The following is a 13,951-nucleotide window of genomic DNA, read 5'->3' as shown; positions in this document are numbered from 1 at the left end:
GCCGGAGGGTGAGGGGGCGTCAGCTCACGGGCGCGGCGTCAGTTCTCCGCGATCTCCGCGTACAGCTGGGAGAGTTCGGGGACGCCGCTCTCGGCCCAGGCCTGCCCGGCGCCCACCACCTCCACCTCGCGGCCGGAGGCCAGCCGTACGACGGGCTCGCCCTCGGGGCGGATCAGCCAGGCGGCGCCGGGCACGGTGCGCACCACGACCGTGCCCAGATACAGCCCCGCGTCATGGCCCAGCCACGGCAGGACCTCGGGGTCGTCGCGCCAGCGCGGGACCAGCTGGTCCAGGGCCTCCAGGGAGCCCGGCGTGTCGTCGAGGCGGACGCCCGCCCGGGCCGCCTGGGAGCGGAGCAGTTCGCACTCGGACAGCAGAGCGGCGATCCCTTCGGGATCGGTAGGGGGCGCCGCCTCGCCGTGCTTCTTGTGCCGGTGGCCCAGGAACGGAAGGTTCATGGACCCAGCGTGGCATCAGACGTCGAGGTCGACCACCACCGGTGCGTGATCGGAGGCGCCTTTGCCCTTGCGCTCCTCGCGGTCGACGTAGGCGTCCTTGACGGCCTTGGCGAAGCCCGTGTTGCCGTACACCAGGTCGATGCGCATGCCGCGGTTCTTGGGGAAGCAGAGCTGGCGGTAGTCCCAGTAGGTGAACGGGTGGTCGTACTTCAGCGGGCGCGGCACCACGTCGCTCAGGCCCGCCTCGCGCAGGGAGGCGAGGGCGGCGCGCTCGGCGGGGGTGACATGGGTGGAGCCCTCGAAGGCGGCCGGGTCGTAGACGTCGTCGTCGGTCGGCGCCACGTTGTAGTCGCCCAGCACGGCGAACGGGCGGCTGCCCTGCGCGTCGCCGTACACGGCCGCCTTCAGGGCCTCGAACCACTGGAGCTTGTAGGCGTAGTGCGGGTGCTCCACCTCGCGGCCGTTCGGCACGTACACCGACCAGACGCGGACCGGGCCGCAGGTCGCCGAGATGGCGCGCGGCTCGGTCACGCCGTCGAAGCCGGGGTCGCCGGGCAGGCCCTTGACGACGTCCTCGATGCCGACCCTGGAGAGCACCGCCACGCCGTTCCACCGGCCGGTGGCGTGGACCGCCGACTCATAGCCGAGCTCGCGCAGCTGGTCGAACGGGAACTGCTCCTCGGCGATCTTGGCCTCCTGCAGGCACAGCACGTCGGTGCCGCTGCTCTCCAGCCAGGCCAGCAGCCTCGGGAGGCGGGCGGTGATCGAGTTCACGTTCCAAGTGGCGATGCGCATGCCTGACAACCTACCCGGCGCCACTGACAACGGGCTCAGACCTGCGTGGAGCCCCCGGGCGCCAGCCGCTGGTGGTCGGTGCCGCCCAGGGCGCCGATCTGGCGGTCGTAGATCGGGCGGGCCAGGTCGGTGAGCAGGGCGTCGTGGACGTCGTAGGCGCGCTGCGGCCTGACCTCGCGGACGTAGTCGATGACCTCGGAGATCTTGTTCCAGGGGGCCATCACCGGCAGCATCAGCGTCTGCACCGGATGGTTGGGGACGGTGAGGGCGTCGCCGGGGTGGAAGACCTTGCCGCCGTCGATGAGATAGCCGACGTTGGTGACCCGCGGGATGTCGGGGTGGATCACCGCGTGCAGTTCGCCGTGGACCTGCACGTCGAAGCCGGCCGCGGTGAAGGTGTCGCCGTGGCCGACGGTGTGCACCCGGCCCGGGAAGGCCGCCGTGATCCGCTCGGCGACGGACTTCAGGGTCCAGATCCGGGCCGCGGGGTTGTTCTCCATGGCGGCCCGGAGCCGGAACTCGTCGAAGTGGTCCGGGTGCTCGTGCGTGATCAGGACGGCGTCGGCGCCGAGCGCGGCGTCCTCCTCGCTGAACCCGCCCGGGTCGATGACGAGGGTCTGCCCCTCCTTGTCGAGGCGGACACAGGCGTGCGACTTCTTCGTGAGCTTCATGTCTCCCCATCCTGCCCTGCGCAAGGTGGCGGGGCTCACTCGGCGGGGCTCACCGGGCGGGGCTCACTCGGCGGGCGTGGTCTCCTCCCGGATGACCTGCCGGGCCACCCGGAACGCGCGGTGCGCGGCCGGCATCCCGCAGTACACGGCAGCCTGCAGGAGCACCTCCTTGATCTCGTCCGGGGTGAGCCCGTTGCGCAGGGCGGCCCGGGTGTGGACGGCCAGCTCCTCCAGGTGACCGCCCGCGACCAGCGCGGTCAGCGTGATGCAGCTGCGGGTACGGCGGTCCAGGCCCGGCCGGTCCCAGATCTCGCCCCAGGTGCAGCGGGTGAGGAACTCCTGGAACTCCCCGGAGAAGTCGTCGGCCTCGGCCAGCGCCCGGTCCACGTGCGCGTCGCCGAGCACCTCCCGGCGGACCTTCAGCCCGGTCTCGTACCGGTCCGGCCGCGCGGCCGGCTGCTCCGGTACGGCGGCCGGGGCTATCTCGGCGACCGGCACGACCTGCGGCGGCATGGCCGGCGCCGGCACGACCGCCGCCGACGGCAGGACCGTCTGCCCGGTGTCGTAGGGCTGCTGCCAGGCGGTGGAGAAGTGGTGTGCCAGCAGGTCGGTGACGGCCGCCGGCTGCTCGACCGGGACCAGGTGGGAGGCGCCGGGGACCACCGCGAGCCGGGCGTCCGGGATGCCGGCGACCAGGCCGCGGGCCTCGGCGGGCCCGGTGACCTGGTCGTCCGAGCCGACGAGCACGAGCGTCGGCACGCCGACCCGGCCCAGCTCGCCCCTGACGTCGAAGGAGGCCAGCGCCTCGCAGGCGGCGATGTAGCAGCCCGGGTCGGTGGTGCGGACCATCTGCACCGCCCATTCGGTGATCGCGGGCTGGGCGGCGGCGAAGGTGCCGGTGAACCAGCGGTCCGGCGAGGTCCGGGCGATCGGGTCGAGCCCGTTGGTGCGGACGATCACTCCGCGCTGGCGGAACTCGTCGGCGGTCCCGAACCGGGGCGAGGCCGCGACCAGCGCCAGGGAGGCGAGCCGCTCGGGGTGGCGCAGGGCCAGCTCGATGCCGACCGCGCCGCCCAGCGCGCAGCCCGCGTAGCCGAAGCGCTGCACGCCGAGCGCGTCCAGCGTGGCCAGCAGACGGGCGGCCAGCTCGGCGACGGAACCGGCCGGGCGGGCCGGGGCGCCGCCATGACCGGGCAGGTCGAACCGCAGGACCCGCCACTGCTTGGTCAACTCCGGCACCTGGCGGTCCCACATGTGCCATGTGGTACCCAGTGAGGGACCCAAGATCAGGACCGGAGCGTCTTCTGGCCCGTCAAAGCGGTATTGCAGGGTGTTCGGGGGTGTCTCACTCACGCCCCAGACCCTCTCACGTCTCACGGACGCCCCTATAACAGGGGGACGCTGGATACCGTCCTGACCAGGTTGAAGACCTCTCGGGCGGCATATCGCTTCAGGCATCGGATGATCTCGCGTCGGGTCTTGCCCTCCTGGGTGCGGCGTTCGAAGTACGCCTGCGTGCGCGGGTCGTGGCGCAGCCGGGTGAACACGATGCGGTGCAGGGCAGCGTTCGCCTGTCGGTCGCCGCCGTAGTTGAGCCGACGCGTGCGCCGTCGGCCAGAGGAGTACTCGATGGGGCTGACTCCGCAAAGAGCAGCAAAGGACGCCTCGGTGTTCAGCCGCTCGGGGTTGTCGCCCATGGTGATCAGGAGAGTGACTGCGCTGTCCGGACCGATACCCACCGGCACGAGCAGCTGTGGGGCGTGACGTTCGACGAGCCGGGTCAGGCGTTGGTTCAGCTCATTGACCTGTCCGGTGAGCTGTTCGATGCGCTCGGCGAGCATGCGCAACGTCATGTGGGTGGCCTGGGCCACCGCGTCCTCGTCTCCCCCACCGCCGAGGCGTGCGCAGGTGCGGAACAGCTCGCGGTTGCCCAGGCTGGACAGCTGTTCCCGAAGTGCGGGGTCGGCGATGACCAGGACGGCTTTGAGCTGGTTGATCGCCTGGGTACGGGCCTTGACCGCGGAGTCCTTGGCAAGCTTGAACAACCGGGCACTGTGCACCGGACCGTCGCCGGACTTGGCCCGGGCCCGGGCGCGGCCACTGAGCACGGCCCGCGCGGCGGCCTGCGCATCGAGCGGGTCCGACTTCCCCAGCAGCCGGCGGGCTGAGCGGTCAGGCCGGTTCACCTCGTACACCTCGACGTGCTGAGCCAGCAGGTAGCGGGAGAGGCCCGCGCCGAAGGTGCCGGTGCCCTCCACACCGGCACGGCGCACCGTACCCAGCTTGCGGGCCCACACGAGCAGCTGCCGATAGCCGGCCGCCGTCGCGGGAAAGGACTCCGTTCCCAGGATCTTCCCGAGCGGGGAGATCACGGCGGCGACATGCACCTCGCCGTGCGTGTCCACGCCCAGGACGACCTCGCGCCGAACGGGCGGATCCGTGCTCGAGGAGGTGCTGCGCTGTCTGGTCGTCATGGTGGTTCGCCTCCGGCGTGGTGACGTGCTGGGTGGATGGCACCGGCCTGCTCGGGCGGTCTGAACCGTGATGGCGCCTGAACTCGGCAAGACCCCTATCGGGACACGCCCTGTGGCTCGGTGGCAGGCAGCGTCCCGCAACGGCAGTCGACAGGTCCGTGACTGGACACTTCGGTCATAGATCTCACGAGTCAGACCCCCGCCCGGGACGGCACTGCACAACCGTCCCATCGATCCCGGTACAGCTGCATGACTCGATCACTGCCGGATGACTTCGGCCGAACCGATGCTCAATCTGACTGAGCGGGCTGACAAAGCGTTGACTCTCGTCCGCTGCTGACCCGTATTGGCAGGGAGACGTCACGCAAGGAGGTGGTGCTCACCGGCTGCGGCGGCTGCGGCTCCACCGGCGCCCAGCGCAACACCGGCCGGTGGTCGCGGCTTCTCAGGAGTCAGACTCCGCCGCAGGACAGCACCCACCTACTGTTCTCCGTCTATCCGGCTTGCAGCTACGTCAGCCCGCTCGTTCGAGCGAATTGAGTCGAAGCACCGGTCGCCTACCAACGGAACTGGCACCATGCCGCCGTCGTACGTCACTTCGAGTCGAAGGCGGGCCATTGGAACGGCGGGTCAATGAGCGGCAGCTCTCAGTGTTGCAGTGGGTGGGAGCCGTGTGCCCGGCCGGGGTATGGGAGACCAGCTCCTACAAGACCACCTGTCAGGCACTGCACAGCCGGGGCCTGGTAACGGTCTCCCGGAAGGCCGGGCAGTGGAGCGTCGCCCTGACGAGCGCCGGCCGGCACTACCTGGCACACGGCACGTACCCTCCCCGCGGATCCCGCCCGCGGAAGACTCAGGCCGCCACTCCACGCCCCCGATCCCCCCAAGGGCAGGCAACGCAGGCCGCCCTGCGGAAGTCAAGCCCTCCCTCACAGCCTCGTGTGACGCTCACGAAGCAGCTGTTACAGGAGCTCGCGGAGGCCGGCGCACGCGGCAACGTGTGTGACAAGCGGCGCGAGCCCGAACCCGGCGCGGTCAGTAGGTGGCGAGGGAGATGGCGGCGTAGTGCGCGGTGAACGCTGCCACGGTCAGGGCATGGAAGACCTCGTGATAGCCGAACCAGCGGGGTGAGGGGTCGGGCCGCTGCAGGGCGTAGACGGCCGCGCCCGCGCTGTACAGGAGACCGCCGACAACGATCAGGACGACTACGGCTGCTCCGCCGGTGTGCAGGAAGTCGGGAAGGTAGCTTACCGGCGCCCAGCCCAGGGCCAGGTAACACGGGGTGTACAGCCAGCGCGGAGCTCCGACCCACAGGACCCGGAACGCGATGCCGGCCAACGCTCCCGTCCAGACGATCCACAGCAGCACGGACCGCTGCTGGGACGGGAGGAGGAGCACGGCCAGGGGGGGTGCAGGTGCCAGCGATGATCAGGAAGATGTTGGCGTGGTCCAAGCGTCGCAGAAGAGCCTCGCCGAGCCGTCCCCAGGTGCCACGGTGGTAGATGGCGCTCGTCGCGAACAGCAGCCAGGCGGTGACCGAGTACACGGCGCAGGCCAGGACCGCCTGCTGAGTACCGGCCAAGCAGATGAGTACGACGCCCGCGATCAGTGCGGCGGGGACCATTCCGGCATGGAGCCAGCCACGCAATTTCGGCTTGATCGGTTCGGCCAGGTCGGCCACCCGCTCCACCAGAGCAGTAACCGAGTGAGCCCCCTTCCCCGCCTGGTCGCCTGGTGATTCGTCGGGTAGCCCGTCTGCACGGCGCTCCGCACGCGCTGACACGACGTAACCACATTCAACTTCAGCGGCGTCGCGGGACACAACTTCTCGGCCTCCCCCGGGCTCCTGGGCGTCACTGGCAACCATGCGGTCATGCTAGGAAACCTCACCCGGACACATGGCGGGAGGTCGGTCCAGAACAGAGCCACGTCGCCGGGCCTGAGCCGGTTCGCCACCGTGGGAACTCCTGCCCCGTTGACCTACCGCCAATTGGGCCTGCCGAAGCCGAGTAGAACGGCTGGTCCTGGGCACGATCAGGGCTTACGAACGGGCATCTCCGCTCGCCTACGCGCAAGGATCGCCGATGCTTCCTGAGGTCCGCCCCTACGTATCCACCGCGCTCGCAGACCAGTTGGAACACCAACTGGACCTGGCTCCGCATCTCGAGGCGGGCCAGCTCGATGTGGAGGGCGTCGCCGGCGTCGCAGTGGTCGCAGCCGCCCACTCCGATGGCTATGCGGCCACCGGCCATCTCCTCGGGCTGCTGGCCGCGCTGCCTGCCCCCACCGCGGCAGGAGAGCACTTCTGGTCGGACCTGTGGAGGTCTTCGGGCACCGCGTACCTGCTGCCCGTCAACATCAAGGATCCGGTGCTGCGTTCGCTGGCAGGAGAGGGAACTGCCCTGGCCCGGCAGATCCTCTCGGCCGTCGATGAGATGACCCCGCCCCAGCGTTCCGCGGCCGGGGAGGTGATCGGTCAGGCCCTCGTCGAGTCCGACCATCTGCCCGACCTCAAGACACAGGTCATCGGAGAACTGTGGCTCCGAGATCTCGAGCTCACCGCCTGGCGCGTCCTGCACGCAGACCGCAGGTCGGATGATCCGGCTGGACGGAAAGCCTTCCTCGACGCCTGGACGAGCGTCTGAACGTCGGCTCCTCCGAGCTGCACGGTAGCCGCGCCAGACACGCGGCTCCCGTGCCCGACGACGCTTGCAGCGACTGAGGTCAGGAAGGTTCAAGCCGAAGTGGCAGCGGCCCCGGGCCTCCACAGATCAGGGGGCCGCGCAGCCATTGCTGCGCGGCCCCCTGATCCTGCACCGGCCCGGCGCGACAGCAGGCAGGGCCTGCATGGGCGGCGGCCACCTGACGCGGCGTGCGCAACCTCTCGGGCAGGTCTGCGAGGTCAGACCAGGTTGATGTTCTCGGCCTGCGGACCCTTCTGGCCCTGGGTGACGTCGAACGTCACGGCCTGGCCCTCCTGGAGCTCACGAAAGCCGGTGGAGTTGATCGCGGAGTAGTGCGCGAAGACATCCGGGCCGCCGCCGTCCTGGGCGATGAAGCCGAAGCCCTTCTCCGCGTTGAACCACTTCACAGTTCCCGTTGCCATGCCTCATGCCTTCCAGTCGATGAACGCCTCCCACTCCATGTGGCAGACGTAGGTGATCGTCCTGGTCCCTGCGGCACAGCACAGCAAAACGCCCACACCAAAGGCGCGGGCAGGGAATTCCGAACCACGACAGCTGACGCAGACGCTACACGCCCACACACCGGGTCACCACAGGAAATGATCACGCCACACACGAGACCGTGCGTGCGGTGCCCGCCGACGCTGACGGGCACGCTCATCTCATGCTGCTGCCGTCGGGTTCGCTGATTCGGCGGCGCGGCGGTATTCGGCGTTGAGGCGCTGGGCTTCCTCGAGCTGGTCTTCAAGGATGACGATCCGGCAGGCGGCCTCGATGGGGGTCCCGTGGTCGACGAGTTCCCGGGCGCGGGCGGCAACGCGCAACTGGTAGCGGGAGTAGCGGCGATGTCCGCCTGCGGAGCGCAGCGGGGTGATGAGGCGGGCTTTGCCGATGGCCCGGAGGAAGCCCTGTGTGGTGCCGAGCAGTTCGGCGGCCCGGCCCATGGTGTACGCGGGGTAGTCGTCGTCATCGAGACGGCCGAACGTGTCGTCTGCTGTCATTGCACCTCTCTGTGGAACGCGTGGAGGGGCCCTGGCGCCGTACTGGCACCAGGGCCCCGAAGGAACTACTACACCATCTGCCGACCCTGATACTGCACCGGCCTTCTGTTTCCGCAAACCCGACCGAGACGCTGTCGGGGGCGCGGGGATCGCGGTTGCTTGACCGGAGACCACCTCACTATCGATGTCCAGCGGTACCCGGGGCCAAGAATTCCGCCCGGGCGATCCTGATGGCGCTCGGCTCCTCCGTTCTTCCCTCTTGATCAACTACTCACTTTCGGAAATGTGAACTGCTGGTGGCCTCGAACAGCGCCACTCTTCGGCAGCCAGCCCCGTCGCCCGTCCTGCGTCTGCTCTGGCTTGGAACCCCACTGCCGAACTTCCCGGTGCGCGCGTCCGCAGCCGGCGCCTTCACCGAGGTGCTGCTCACTGACTTCACCGCTGGGTACTGCGAACCTTCACTTACTGGTACTGCCACTGCGGTGCTGCTCATGGCGGCCCCTGATCACTGCGGGCCACCCGGTCCGGTCGTCAGTCCCGTCGCCGGCCTGCAACCGCTCTGGGAACTCCACCACCGCACCGTCCTGCGAACTACAACTGCGTACTGCTGCCCGGCAGTTCATCTCTGCCGGGCCTCTCTTGATCTCGGCTACGAGAGAAACCATAACCACGCCGCCGACGAATGTCTACTTCGGCTGGCATAGATTTTCGTGCACTCCACGATGAGGTAGTCCGTCTCGACCAGTCTGCCTCGACCGGTCCATGGACGGTTCAAGCAGCTTCGGGCTCAGTCCGGCGCGCAGGGATCCCCCGCCGCGCAGCACGTCGGGCTGAGCGGGACGTCGCCGACTGCGCCGCGGCTACCGTCGGCGGGCACCGGCCAGCACTGCGTCTCGTGGAGAATTCCATTGGCCGGGACGGGCGTTTCCAGCCGTGACGCCCCGCAGGTCGGCCGTTGACGAGCGTGGCAGGAGTCCCTGCGCCGCCCTCGACGGTCCCGGGATGATCGAGCAGCTCGTGGCGAACCGGCACGGCCTCTGACTCGAGCAGACCGCGGGCTGCGGAGACACGGGCTCACGGCAGCAGGTGCCTGTCATGCGTCGACTGTGGTCCTCCGTACCCTTCAGGCAAGCACTGTGGCTCCGCGGGGTTGGCGGGTGGAAGGCACAGGGGCTGGGTATGCACGGGCAGGGGCATGGACTATTCAGAGAGACCGTGGTGACGCTGATGATCACGGTGATGGCCAGCGCCGCAGCCGTCCGTTCCACCGCAGCCATTGCCGACGCACGCGATACGGCACGGGCCTTCCTCGAAGGTTTGCAGCAGCCGGCCGTGGCCCCTGACGCGGCGGACACTGTGGTCTTGGTCGTGTCCGAGCTCGTCACCAATGCCCTGCGCCACGGCGGGGGCCGCTGCACACTGGAACTGACTGCGCACCCCGACACCATCGAGGTCGCCGTTCACGATCCCAGCCGGCATGTGCCGCGCATGCGCACCCCTGACCTGAACGGCGGCACCGGGGGCTTCCGCTGGCCCATAGTCACCCGCCTCGCGCGCGCCACGGCGGAAACCCGCCGGGCCTCCGGCGGCAAGACCGTGAGCGCCTTCCTTGCCCGGTAGCGTCACCGCTCAGGCAGCCGGATGGTCGGCGAATATGGTCCGCCTCATGTCGCAGCCTGACGAGTTGCTCGCTGACGTCGGCGCCCCGGTGGAGTCCGACCAGAGCAATCAGAGTCCCTGACCGTGGTCACCAGTGGCGCTGTCATCACCGGTCGATTGGCTCTCTCGCAGCCACGTGACGGCAGAGGGTGTCGGATGTGCTGACGGATTCCGCCCGCTTGGACGAGTCGCCGCCGTCTTCGACTCCCCAGCGAAGAAGGACGGGCCGCCCACGCGTCTGCACTTCCATGTCGCCCGGATCCTGCAGGGCACCCTGGAGGTCCGGAGGCGGGTGGAGGTACCGGGTTGCGATCGAGGACGTCAGCGCCTGGACCGTGGGCGACTTCAGCTGTTCCGGCCACTGAGCGACGGCGACGGGAACCCGCTGCACGCAGTGTGGGCCCGACCGGCGTACCGGTCGGGCCCACACTGCTGCTCAGATGTCGGCTCGTGCCTGTTTACCTGGTCAGACCGTCACGGGGGTGCCGAGCATCGCGGAGGCGTGCTGCATCGGGCTGAGAATGCCCAGGGGCGCTGCCTTGGGAACGGCGCGGCAGGTGAAGCCGAGCTGAGCCATGGCCCGCAGGACTTCGGCGGCGCTGAAATCACGGCGGTCCTGCCGGGTGATGACCTGGCCGACCTGCTTGACGGGGTAGTGGCGGCGGCCGATGATCACCGATTCTCCGGTGACCGGTTCGGGCTTGATGCCCTTCATTGATTCCAGCACTCCGCCCTTGGTGAGCTCGAAGGGGAAGCGGGCGATGACGCAGCGCATGTGGCCTCACAGAGAGAAGAGGGGAGAACAGTCCGACCAGGAGCAAGGTGTTTCAGCGGGAGAGGGCGAGGATGCCCAGGGCGCTGCCTTGCTCGTCGACCACCGGCAGGACACCGAGCCGACGGGTGCGCATCGCGTGCTCGGCTTCGGCCATCGTGGTCACGGGTGAGGCGAACGAACCGTGGTCGCCGAGGATGTCGCGCAGGCGGACACGGTCCGTGTAGTCGGAGCTGTCACGGACCGCGGCGAGTTCGGTACGGGTGACCAGGCCGGTGCACTGGCCGTCCTGGTCGCAGACGACCAGTCGGCCTGTGCGTGCGGCGGCCATGACGGCCAGCGCCACCTCCACGCTCATGTCGTCACAGACCTGCGGTCCGGCCGCGTCCATGACCTCGACCGCCGTCCTGTGCGCGGTGTCGGTGTCCGCCGGGCGGGGCTGCGTCTGAACCAGCGTCAAAGGGTGCCTCCTGCAGAGATGGGCCGGCTTCCTGATCACGAAAGTTCTAGGCCACCGTGCCGAAGCCGGACTGGCGTACTGGGGTGCGCCTGGTCGCCGAGGCGGGGCGGCGTCGGCCTCGGGAGGTGGCGCTGCGCTTGGGGCGTTCGACCACCGGTGCGGTGATGACGACCGGGATGCCGGACGGGGCCTGAGCTCCGGTGATCCGGCTCAGGGCCTCGTCGCCCGAGCGGATCTGGGTGGTCTGCGGCCGGATTCCGGCGTCCGACATGAGGCGGACCATGCCGCGGCGCTGGTTCGGCGTGACCAGGGTGACGACGCTGCCGGACTCGCCGGCGCGGGCAGTACGGCCGCCGCGGTGGAGGTAGTCCTTGTGGTCGGTCGGCGGATCGACGTTGACGACCAGGTCGAGGTTGTCGACGTGGATGCCGCGCGCCGCGACATTGGTCGCCACCAGCACGGTGACGTGCCCGGTCTTGAACTGCGCCAGCGTGCGGGTGCGCTGGGGCTGCGACTTGCCGCCGTGCAGCGCGGCGGCCCGCACCCCGCTGTTGAGCAGGTCCTGGGTCAGCCGGTCGACGGCGTGCTTGGTGTCCAGGAACATGATCACGCGGCCGTCGCGGGCGGCGATCTCGGTCGTGGCGGCGTGCTTGTCGGCGCCGTGGACGTGCAGGACGTGGTGCTCCATTGTGGTGACCGCACCGGCCGACGGGTCGACCGAATGCACGACGGGGTCGGTCAGATAGCGGCGCACCAGCAGGTCGACGTTGCGGTCCAAGGTGGCGGAGAACAGCATCCGCTGCCCCTCCGGGCGCACCTGGTCGAGCAGCGCGGTGACCTGGGGCATGAAGCCCATGTCGGCCATCTGGTCGGCCTCGTCCAGCACGGTGATGCCGACGTGGTTCAGCCGGCAGTCGCCGCGGTCGATGAGGTCCTTGAGCCGCCCCGGTGTCGCGACGACGACCTCGGCTCCGCCGCGCAGCGCGCCGGCCTGCCGGCCGATCGACATGCCGCCCACCACCGTGGCCAGCCGCAGCCGCACGGAGCGGGCGTACGGGGTGAGCGCGTCGGTCACCTGCTGTGCCAGCTCACGCGTCGGTACGAGGATCAGCCCCAGCGGCTGGCGGGGCTCGGCACGCTGTCCGGCGGTGCGGGCGAGCAGGGCGAGGCCGAAGGCGAGGGTCTTGCCGGAACCGGTGCGGCCGCGGCCCAGGACGTCACGGCCCGCCAGGGAGTTCGGCAGCGTCGCTCCCTGGATCGGGAACGGTGCGGTCACACCTTGCCTGCCGAGTTCGGCCAGCAGCTGCTCGGGCATGTCGAGATCGGCGAAGCCCTCGACGGCGGGCAGCGCGGGGGTGATCGTCCTGGGCAGCGCGAACTCACCTTGCACTGCGGCGGGCCGACGGCCGTAACCGCCGGAGCGGACGGGCCCGCCGGTACGGCGCGGTGCCTGCGAGCCGTAGCCGCTGCCGCCCCTTCCGGCGTCGGCACGGCGGTCACGGGTGCGGGCGGGGCGGTCGTTCGTGTACGTGCGGTTCATGCGGAACCTTCCTCGATGGGGCACATATCAAGGAATTCCCGCTGCGATGAATGGCATGGAGAATTACAAGTATGGACCGGTGGCAAAAGAAAGCAGATCTGGCCGGCGAAAACATCCGTTGGCACAGGTGCCGAAATGGGTGACGCGATGGGGACCTTGCGATCCGGGCGCCGGATGCGGGGCAGCACTTCAAGGTGCGTCTGCGTCCTGAGGGAGGAACCGCTTGTGGTGGTACTGCGGATTCCTCCGGGGCGTCCCGCGGGTGAAAGCCGCTGCGGGATACGCATGCAGCTGGGGCCCGCACCCCTAAGGATGCGGGCCCCAGCTACAGATTGCGCGTGAGCGTCAGGCCGGAACGATGTTCTCGGCCGTCGGGCCCTTCTGGCCCTGCGCGATGTCGAAGGTCACCTTCTGGCCCTCGAGCAGCTCACGGAAGCCCTGCGCGGCAATGTTCGAGTAGTGGGCGAACACGTCGGCGCCGCCACCGTCCTGCTCGATGAAGCCGAAGCCCTTTTCCGCGTTGAACCACTTCACGGTACCAGCAGCCATGTCATATCTCCTTTGGGGCAGTGCATCGGCGTCCGCACTGTGCGGACGCCGTGTCGCCGTGATGATTACCCCGCCCGGAAATGACCGGAAATACAAAAGTGCTCCCGACCGGCCTCAGCCTGGTGGGGACACTTGAAGTCCTGGGAACCACAACTGCAACTGAGATCGACAGTAGCACGCCGGAGCGGCGAGTGCCCGTTGGATAATTCCACTCCGCTCTTCGTGACAAGAATTCCCACTGCGCGATCCGCCAAAATCTGATCCCTCGGGCGCAGATATTGATTCACTCGGAGTGATGTCTCAGGAGGAGGTGCCCACGGCACCGGGCTTCCCAGGAGCGCGACGACGTACGCGGCTTCCCGTAGGACGCCGCTCGGAAGGGGGCCAGCATCGTATCGACATGGTGAGGGGCCGAACCGACTGCGGCACCGCTCCGCCTACGGCGAAAGCAGCGGCCGCTTCGAAGGACGGGGATTCCCGATCGCTTGGGCGATCAAGAGGCGAGGCTGGGCTTCACGGAAGCACGACGCCGGGAGGCTGCCCGGCAGGCGCTCTACCCGGGGACGGGTGTCCCGTTCGACACGCAGCCGGCCCAGCCACCCCCTGCTGGTCAGCGCCATCGGTGTCGTCGCCGTCGGTGTCGCGCTGCCGACGTCTCCGCTCGCGGGACCACTCGGCTTCCGGTCCCTGCCGCTCGGACTCGTCCTCGCCCTGGCCCTGATCGTCGTGCTCTACCTGGTACTGATCGAGGGCGCCAAGCATGTCTTCTACACCCGGGCCGACGCACAGGCCGCGCTTCCACCGGTACGCCACCGCACCCTCCGGCATCGCATCCAACGGCGTGCCGGCCGCTTCAGCCACCCCGGACCGCTGCGGCCCCGGTGACAC

The 13,951-nt window shown here is 69.2% G+C and carries 14 protein-coding genes and 2 pseudogenes; 4 read left to right on the top strand and 12 right to left on the bottom strand.

What is annotated here, in order from left to right; genetic code table 11:
• Positions 1 to 38 precede the first annotated feature (38 nt).
• The 6 genes and pseudogenes from AB0950_RS06495 to AB0950_RS06470 all read right to left on the bottom strand — a co-directional run bounded on the left by AB0950_RS06495 (position 39) and on the right by AB0950_RS06470 (position 6,022).
• The gene (locus AB0950_RS06495) at positions 39 to 458 is read right to left on the bottom strand and encodes a DUF6278 family protein (RefSeq protein WP_366777955.1); all 420 of its coding nucleotides are present in this window, start codon (positions 456 to 458) and stop codon (positions 39 to 41) included.
• A 15-nt stretch (positions 459 to 473) separates the two neighbouring features.
• On the bottom strand, positions 474 to 1,253 hold the full coding sequence (locus AB0950_RS06490) for an exodeoxyribonuclease III (protein ID WP_360573395.1): 780 nt from the start codon (positions 1,251 to 1,253) through the stop codon (positions 474 to 476).
• Between the two features lie 35 nt (positions 1,254 to 1,288).
• On the bottom strand, positions 1,289 to 1,924 hold the full coding sequence (locus AB0950_RS06485) for an MBL fold metallo-hydrolase (protein WP_360155461.1): 636 nt from the start codon (positions 1,922 to 1,924) through the stop codon (positions 1,289 to 1,291).
• Positions 1,925 to 1,987: 63 nt separating this feature from the next.
• Entirely contained in the window at positions 1,988 to 3,277 is a 1,290-nt protein-coding gene (gene pcaC / locus AB0950_RS06480) for a 4-carboxymuconolactone decarboxylase (protein WP_366777954.1), read from the bottom strand.
• Positions 3,278 to 3,309: 32 nt separating this feature from the next.
• Entirely contained in the window at positions 3,310 to 4,329 is a 1,020-nt protein-coding gene (locus tag AB0950_RS06475) for an IS110 family transposase (protein WP_366777953.1), read from the bottom strand.
• A gap of 1,104 nt (positions 4,330 to 5,433) precedes the next feature.
• A pseudogene (locus AB0950_RS06470) lies at positions 5,434 to 6,022 on the bottom strand (hemolysin III family protein).
• A 460-nt stretch (positions 6,023 to 6,482) separates the two neighbouring features.
• Here AB0950_RS06470 and AB0950_RS06465 point away from each other — a divergent pair.
• Complete coding sequence (locus AB0950_RS06465; protein WP_360155449.1) at positions 6,483 to 7,043, top strand: hypothetical protein; 561 nt, start codon at positions 6,483 to 6,485, stop codon at positions 7,041 to 7,043.
• Between the two features lie 257 nt (positions 7,044 to 7,300).
• Here the strand turns inward: AB0950_RS06465 and AB0950_RS06460 are convergent, their stop codons facing one another.
• A complete protein-coding gene (locus AB0950_RS06460; protein WP_055495910.1) occupies positions 7,301 to 7,504 on the bottom strand; it encodes a cold-shock protein in 204 nt (67 codons plus the stop codon).
• 240 nt (positions 7,505 to 7,744) lie between these two features.
• Positions 7,745 to 8,083, bottom strand: a complete 339-nt coding sequence (locus AB0950_RS06455) for a MerR family transcriptional regulator (protein ID WP_360155445.1) — start codon at positions 8,081 to 8,083, stop codon at positions 7,745 to 7,747.
• 1,227 nt (positions 8,084 to 9,310) lie between these two features.
• Here AB0950_RS06455 and AB0950_RS06450 point away from each other — a divergent pair.
• Together AB0950_RS06450 and AB0950_RS06445 are read left to right on the top strand one after the other, a co-directional pair.
• Positions 9,311 to 9,703 carry an ATP-binding protein gene (locus AB0950_RS06450; protein WP_360155946.1) on the top strand — a complete coding sequence of 131 codons (393 nt, stop codon included), beginning with the start codon at positions 9,311 to 9,313 and terminating at the stop codon, positions 9,701 to 9,703.
• 46 nt (positions 9,704 to 9,749) lie between these two features.
• Positions 9,750 to 10,107, top strand: a pseudogene (locus tag AB0950_RS06445) (hypothetical protein).
• A 101-nt stretch (positions 10,108 to 10,208) separates the two neighbouring features.
• Here the strand turns inward: AB0950_RS06445 and AB0950_RS06440 are convergent.
• The 4 genes from AB0950_RS06440 to AB0950_RS06425 all read right to left on the bottom strand — a co-directional run bounded on the left by AB0950_RS06440 (position 10,209) and on the right by AB0950_RS06425 (position 13,063).
• Positions 10,209 to 10,517 (bottom strand): SCO5918 family protein, encoded by a 309-nt coding sequence (locus tag AB0950_RS06440; protein ID WP_234545261.1) that lies wholly within the window; start codon positions 10,515 to 10,517, stop codon positions 10,209 to 10,211.
• A gap of 52 nt (positions 10,518 to 10,569) precedes the next feature.
• A complete protein-coding gene (locus AB0950_RS06435) occupies positions 10,570 to 10,974 on the bottom strand; it encodes a CBS domain-containing protein (RefSeq protein WP_360155441.1) in 405 nt (134 codons plus the stop codon).
• 46 nt (positions 10,975 to 11,020) lie between these two features.
• Positions 11,021 to 12,514: a DEAD/DEAH box helicase gene (locus AB0950_RS06430; protein ID WP_360155438.1), complete on the bottom strand. Its 1,494-nt coding sequence runs from the start codon at positions 12,512 to 12,514 to the stop codon at positions 11,021 to 11,023.
• 345 nt (positions 12,515 to 12,859) lie between these two features.
• Entirely contained in the window at positions 12,860 to 13,063 is a 204-nt protein-coding gene (locus AB0950_RS06425; protein ID WP_023586116.1) for a cold-shock protein, read from the bottom strand.
• Positions 13,064 to 13,630: 567 nt separating this feature from the next.
• On the opposite strand from AB0950_RS06425, the gene AB0950_RS06420 reads away from it, so the two are divergent.
• Positions 13,631 to 13,948: a hypothetical protein gene (locus tag AB0950_RS06420; protein WP_360155434.1), complete on the top strand. Its 318-nt coding sequence runs from the start codon at positions 13,631 to 13,633 to the stop codon at positions 13,946 to 13,948.
• Positions 13,949 to 13,951 lie beyond the last annotated feature (3 nt).

It is taken from the genome of Streptomyces sp. NPDC007189, from assembly GCF_040703635.1.
Classification (GTDB): domain Bacteria; phylum Actinomycetota; class Actinomycetes; order Streptomycetales; family Streptomycetaceae; genus Streptomyces.
This window is presented reverse-complemented; position numbering and strand designations above follow the sequence as displayed.

Coding starts and splice junctions, on each gene's coding strand:
- AB0950_RS06495 (WP_366777955.1), bottom strand. CDS start 458: ATGAACCTTCCGTTCCTGGGCCACCGGCACAAGAAGCACGGCGAGGCG.
- AB0950_RS06490 (WP_360573395.1), bottom strand. CDS start 1,253: ATGCGCATCGCCACTTGGAACGTGAACTCGATCACCGCCCGCCTCCCG.
- AB0950_RS06485 (WP_360155461.1), bottom strand. CDS start 1,924: ATGAAGCTCACGAAGAAGTCGCACGCCTGTGTCCGCCTCGACAAGGAG.
- AB0950_RS06465 (WP_360155449.1), top strand. CDS start 6,483: ATGCTTCCTGAGGTCCGCCCCTACGTATCCACCGCGCTCGCAGACCAG.
- AB0950_RS06460 (WP_055495910.1), bottom strand. CDS start 7,504: ATGGCAACGGGAACTGTGAAGTGGTTCAACGCGGAGAAGGGCTTCGGC.
- AB0950_RS06455 (WP_360155445.1), bottom strand. CDS start 8,083: ATGACAGCAGACGACACGTTCGGCCGTCTCGATGACGACGACTACCCC.
- AB0950_RS06450 (WP_360155946.1), top strand. CDS start 9,311: ATGATCACGGTGATGGCCAGCGCCGCAGCCGTCCGTTCCACCGCAGCC.
- AB0950_RS06440 (WP_234545261.1), bottom strand. CDS start 10,517: ATGCGCTGCGTCATCGCCCGCTTCCCCTTCGAGCTCACCAAGGGCGGA.
- AB0950_RS06430 (WP_360155438.1), bottom strand. CDS start 12,514: ATGAACCGCACGTACACGAACGACCGCCCCGCCCGCACCCGTGACCGC.
- AB0950_RS06425 (WP_023586116.1), bottom strand. CDS start 13,063: ATGGCTGCTGGTACCGTGAAGTGGTTCAACGCGGAAAAGGGCTTCGGC.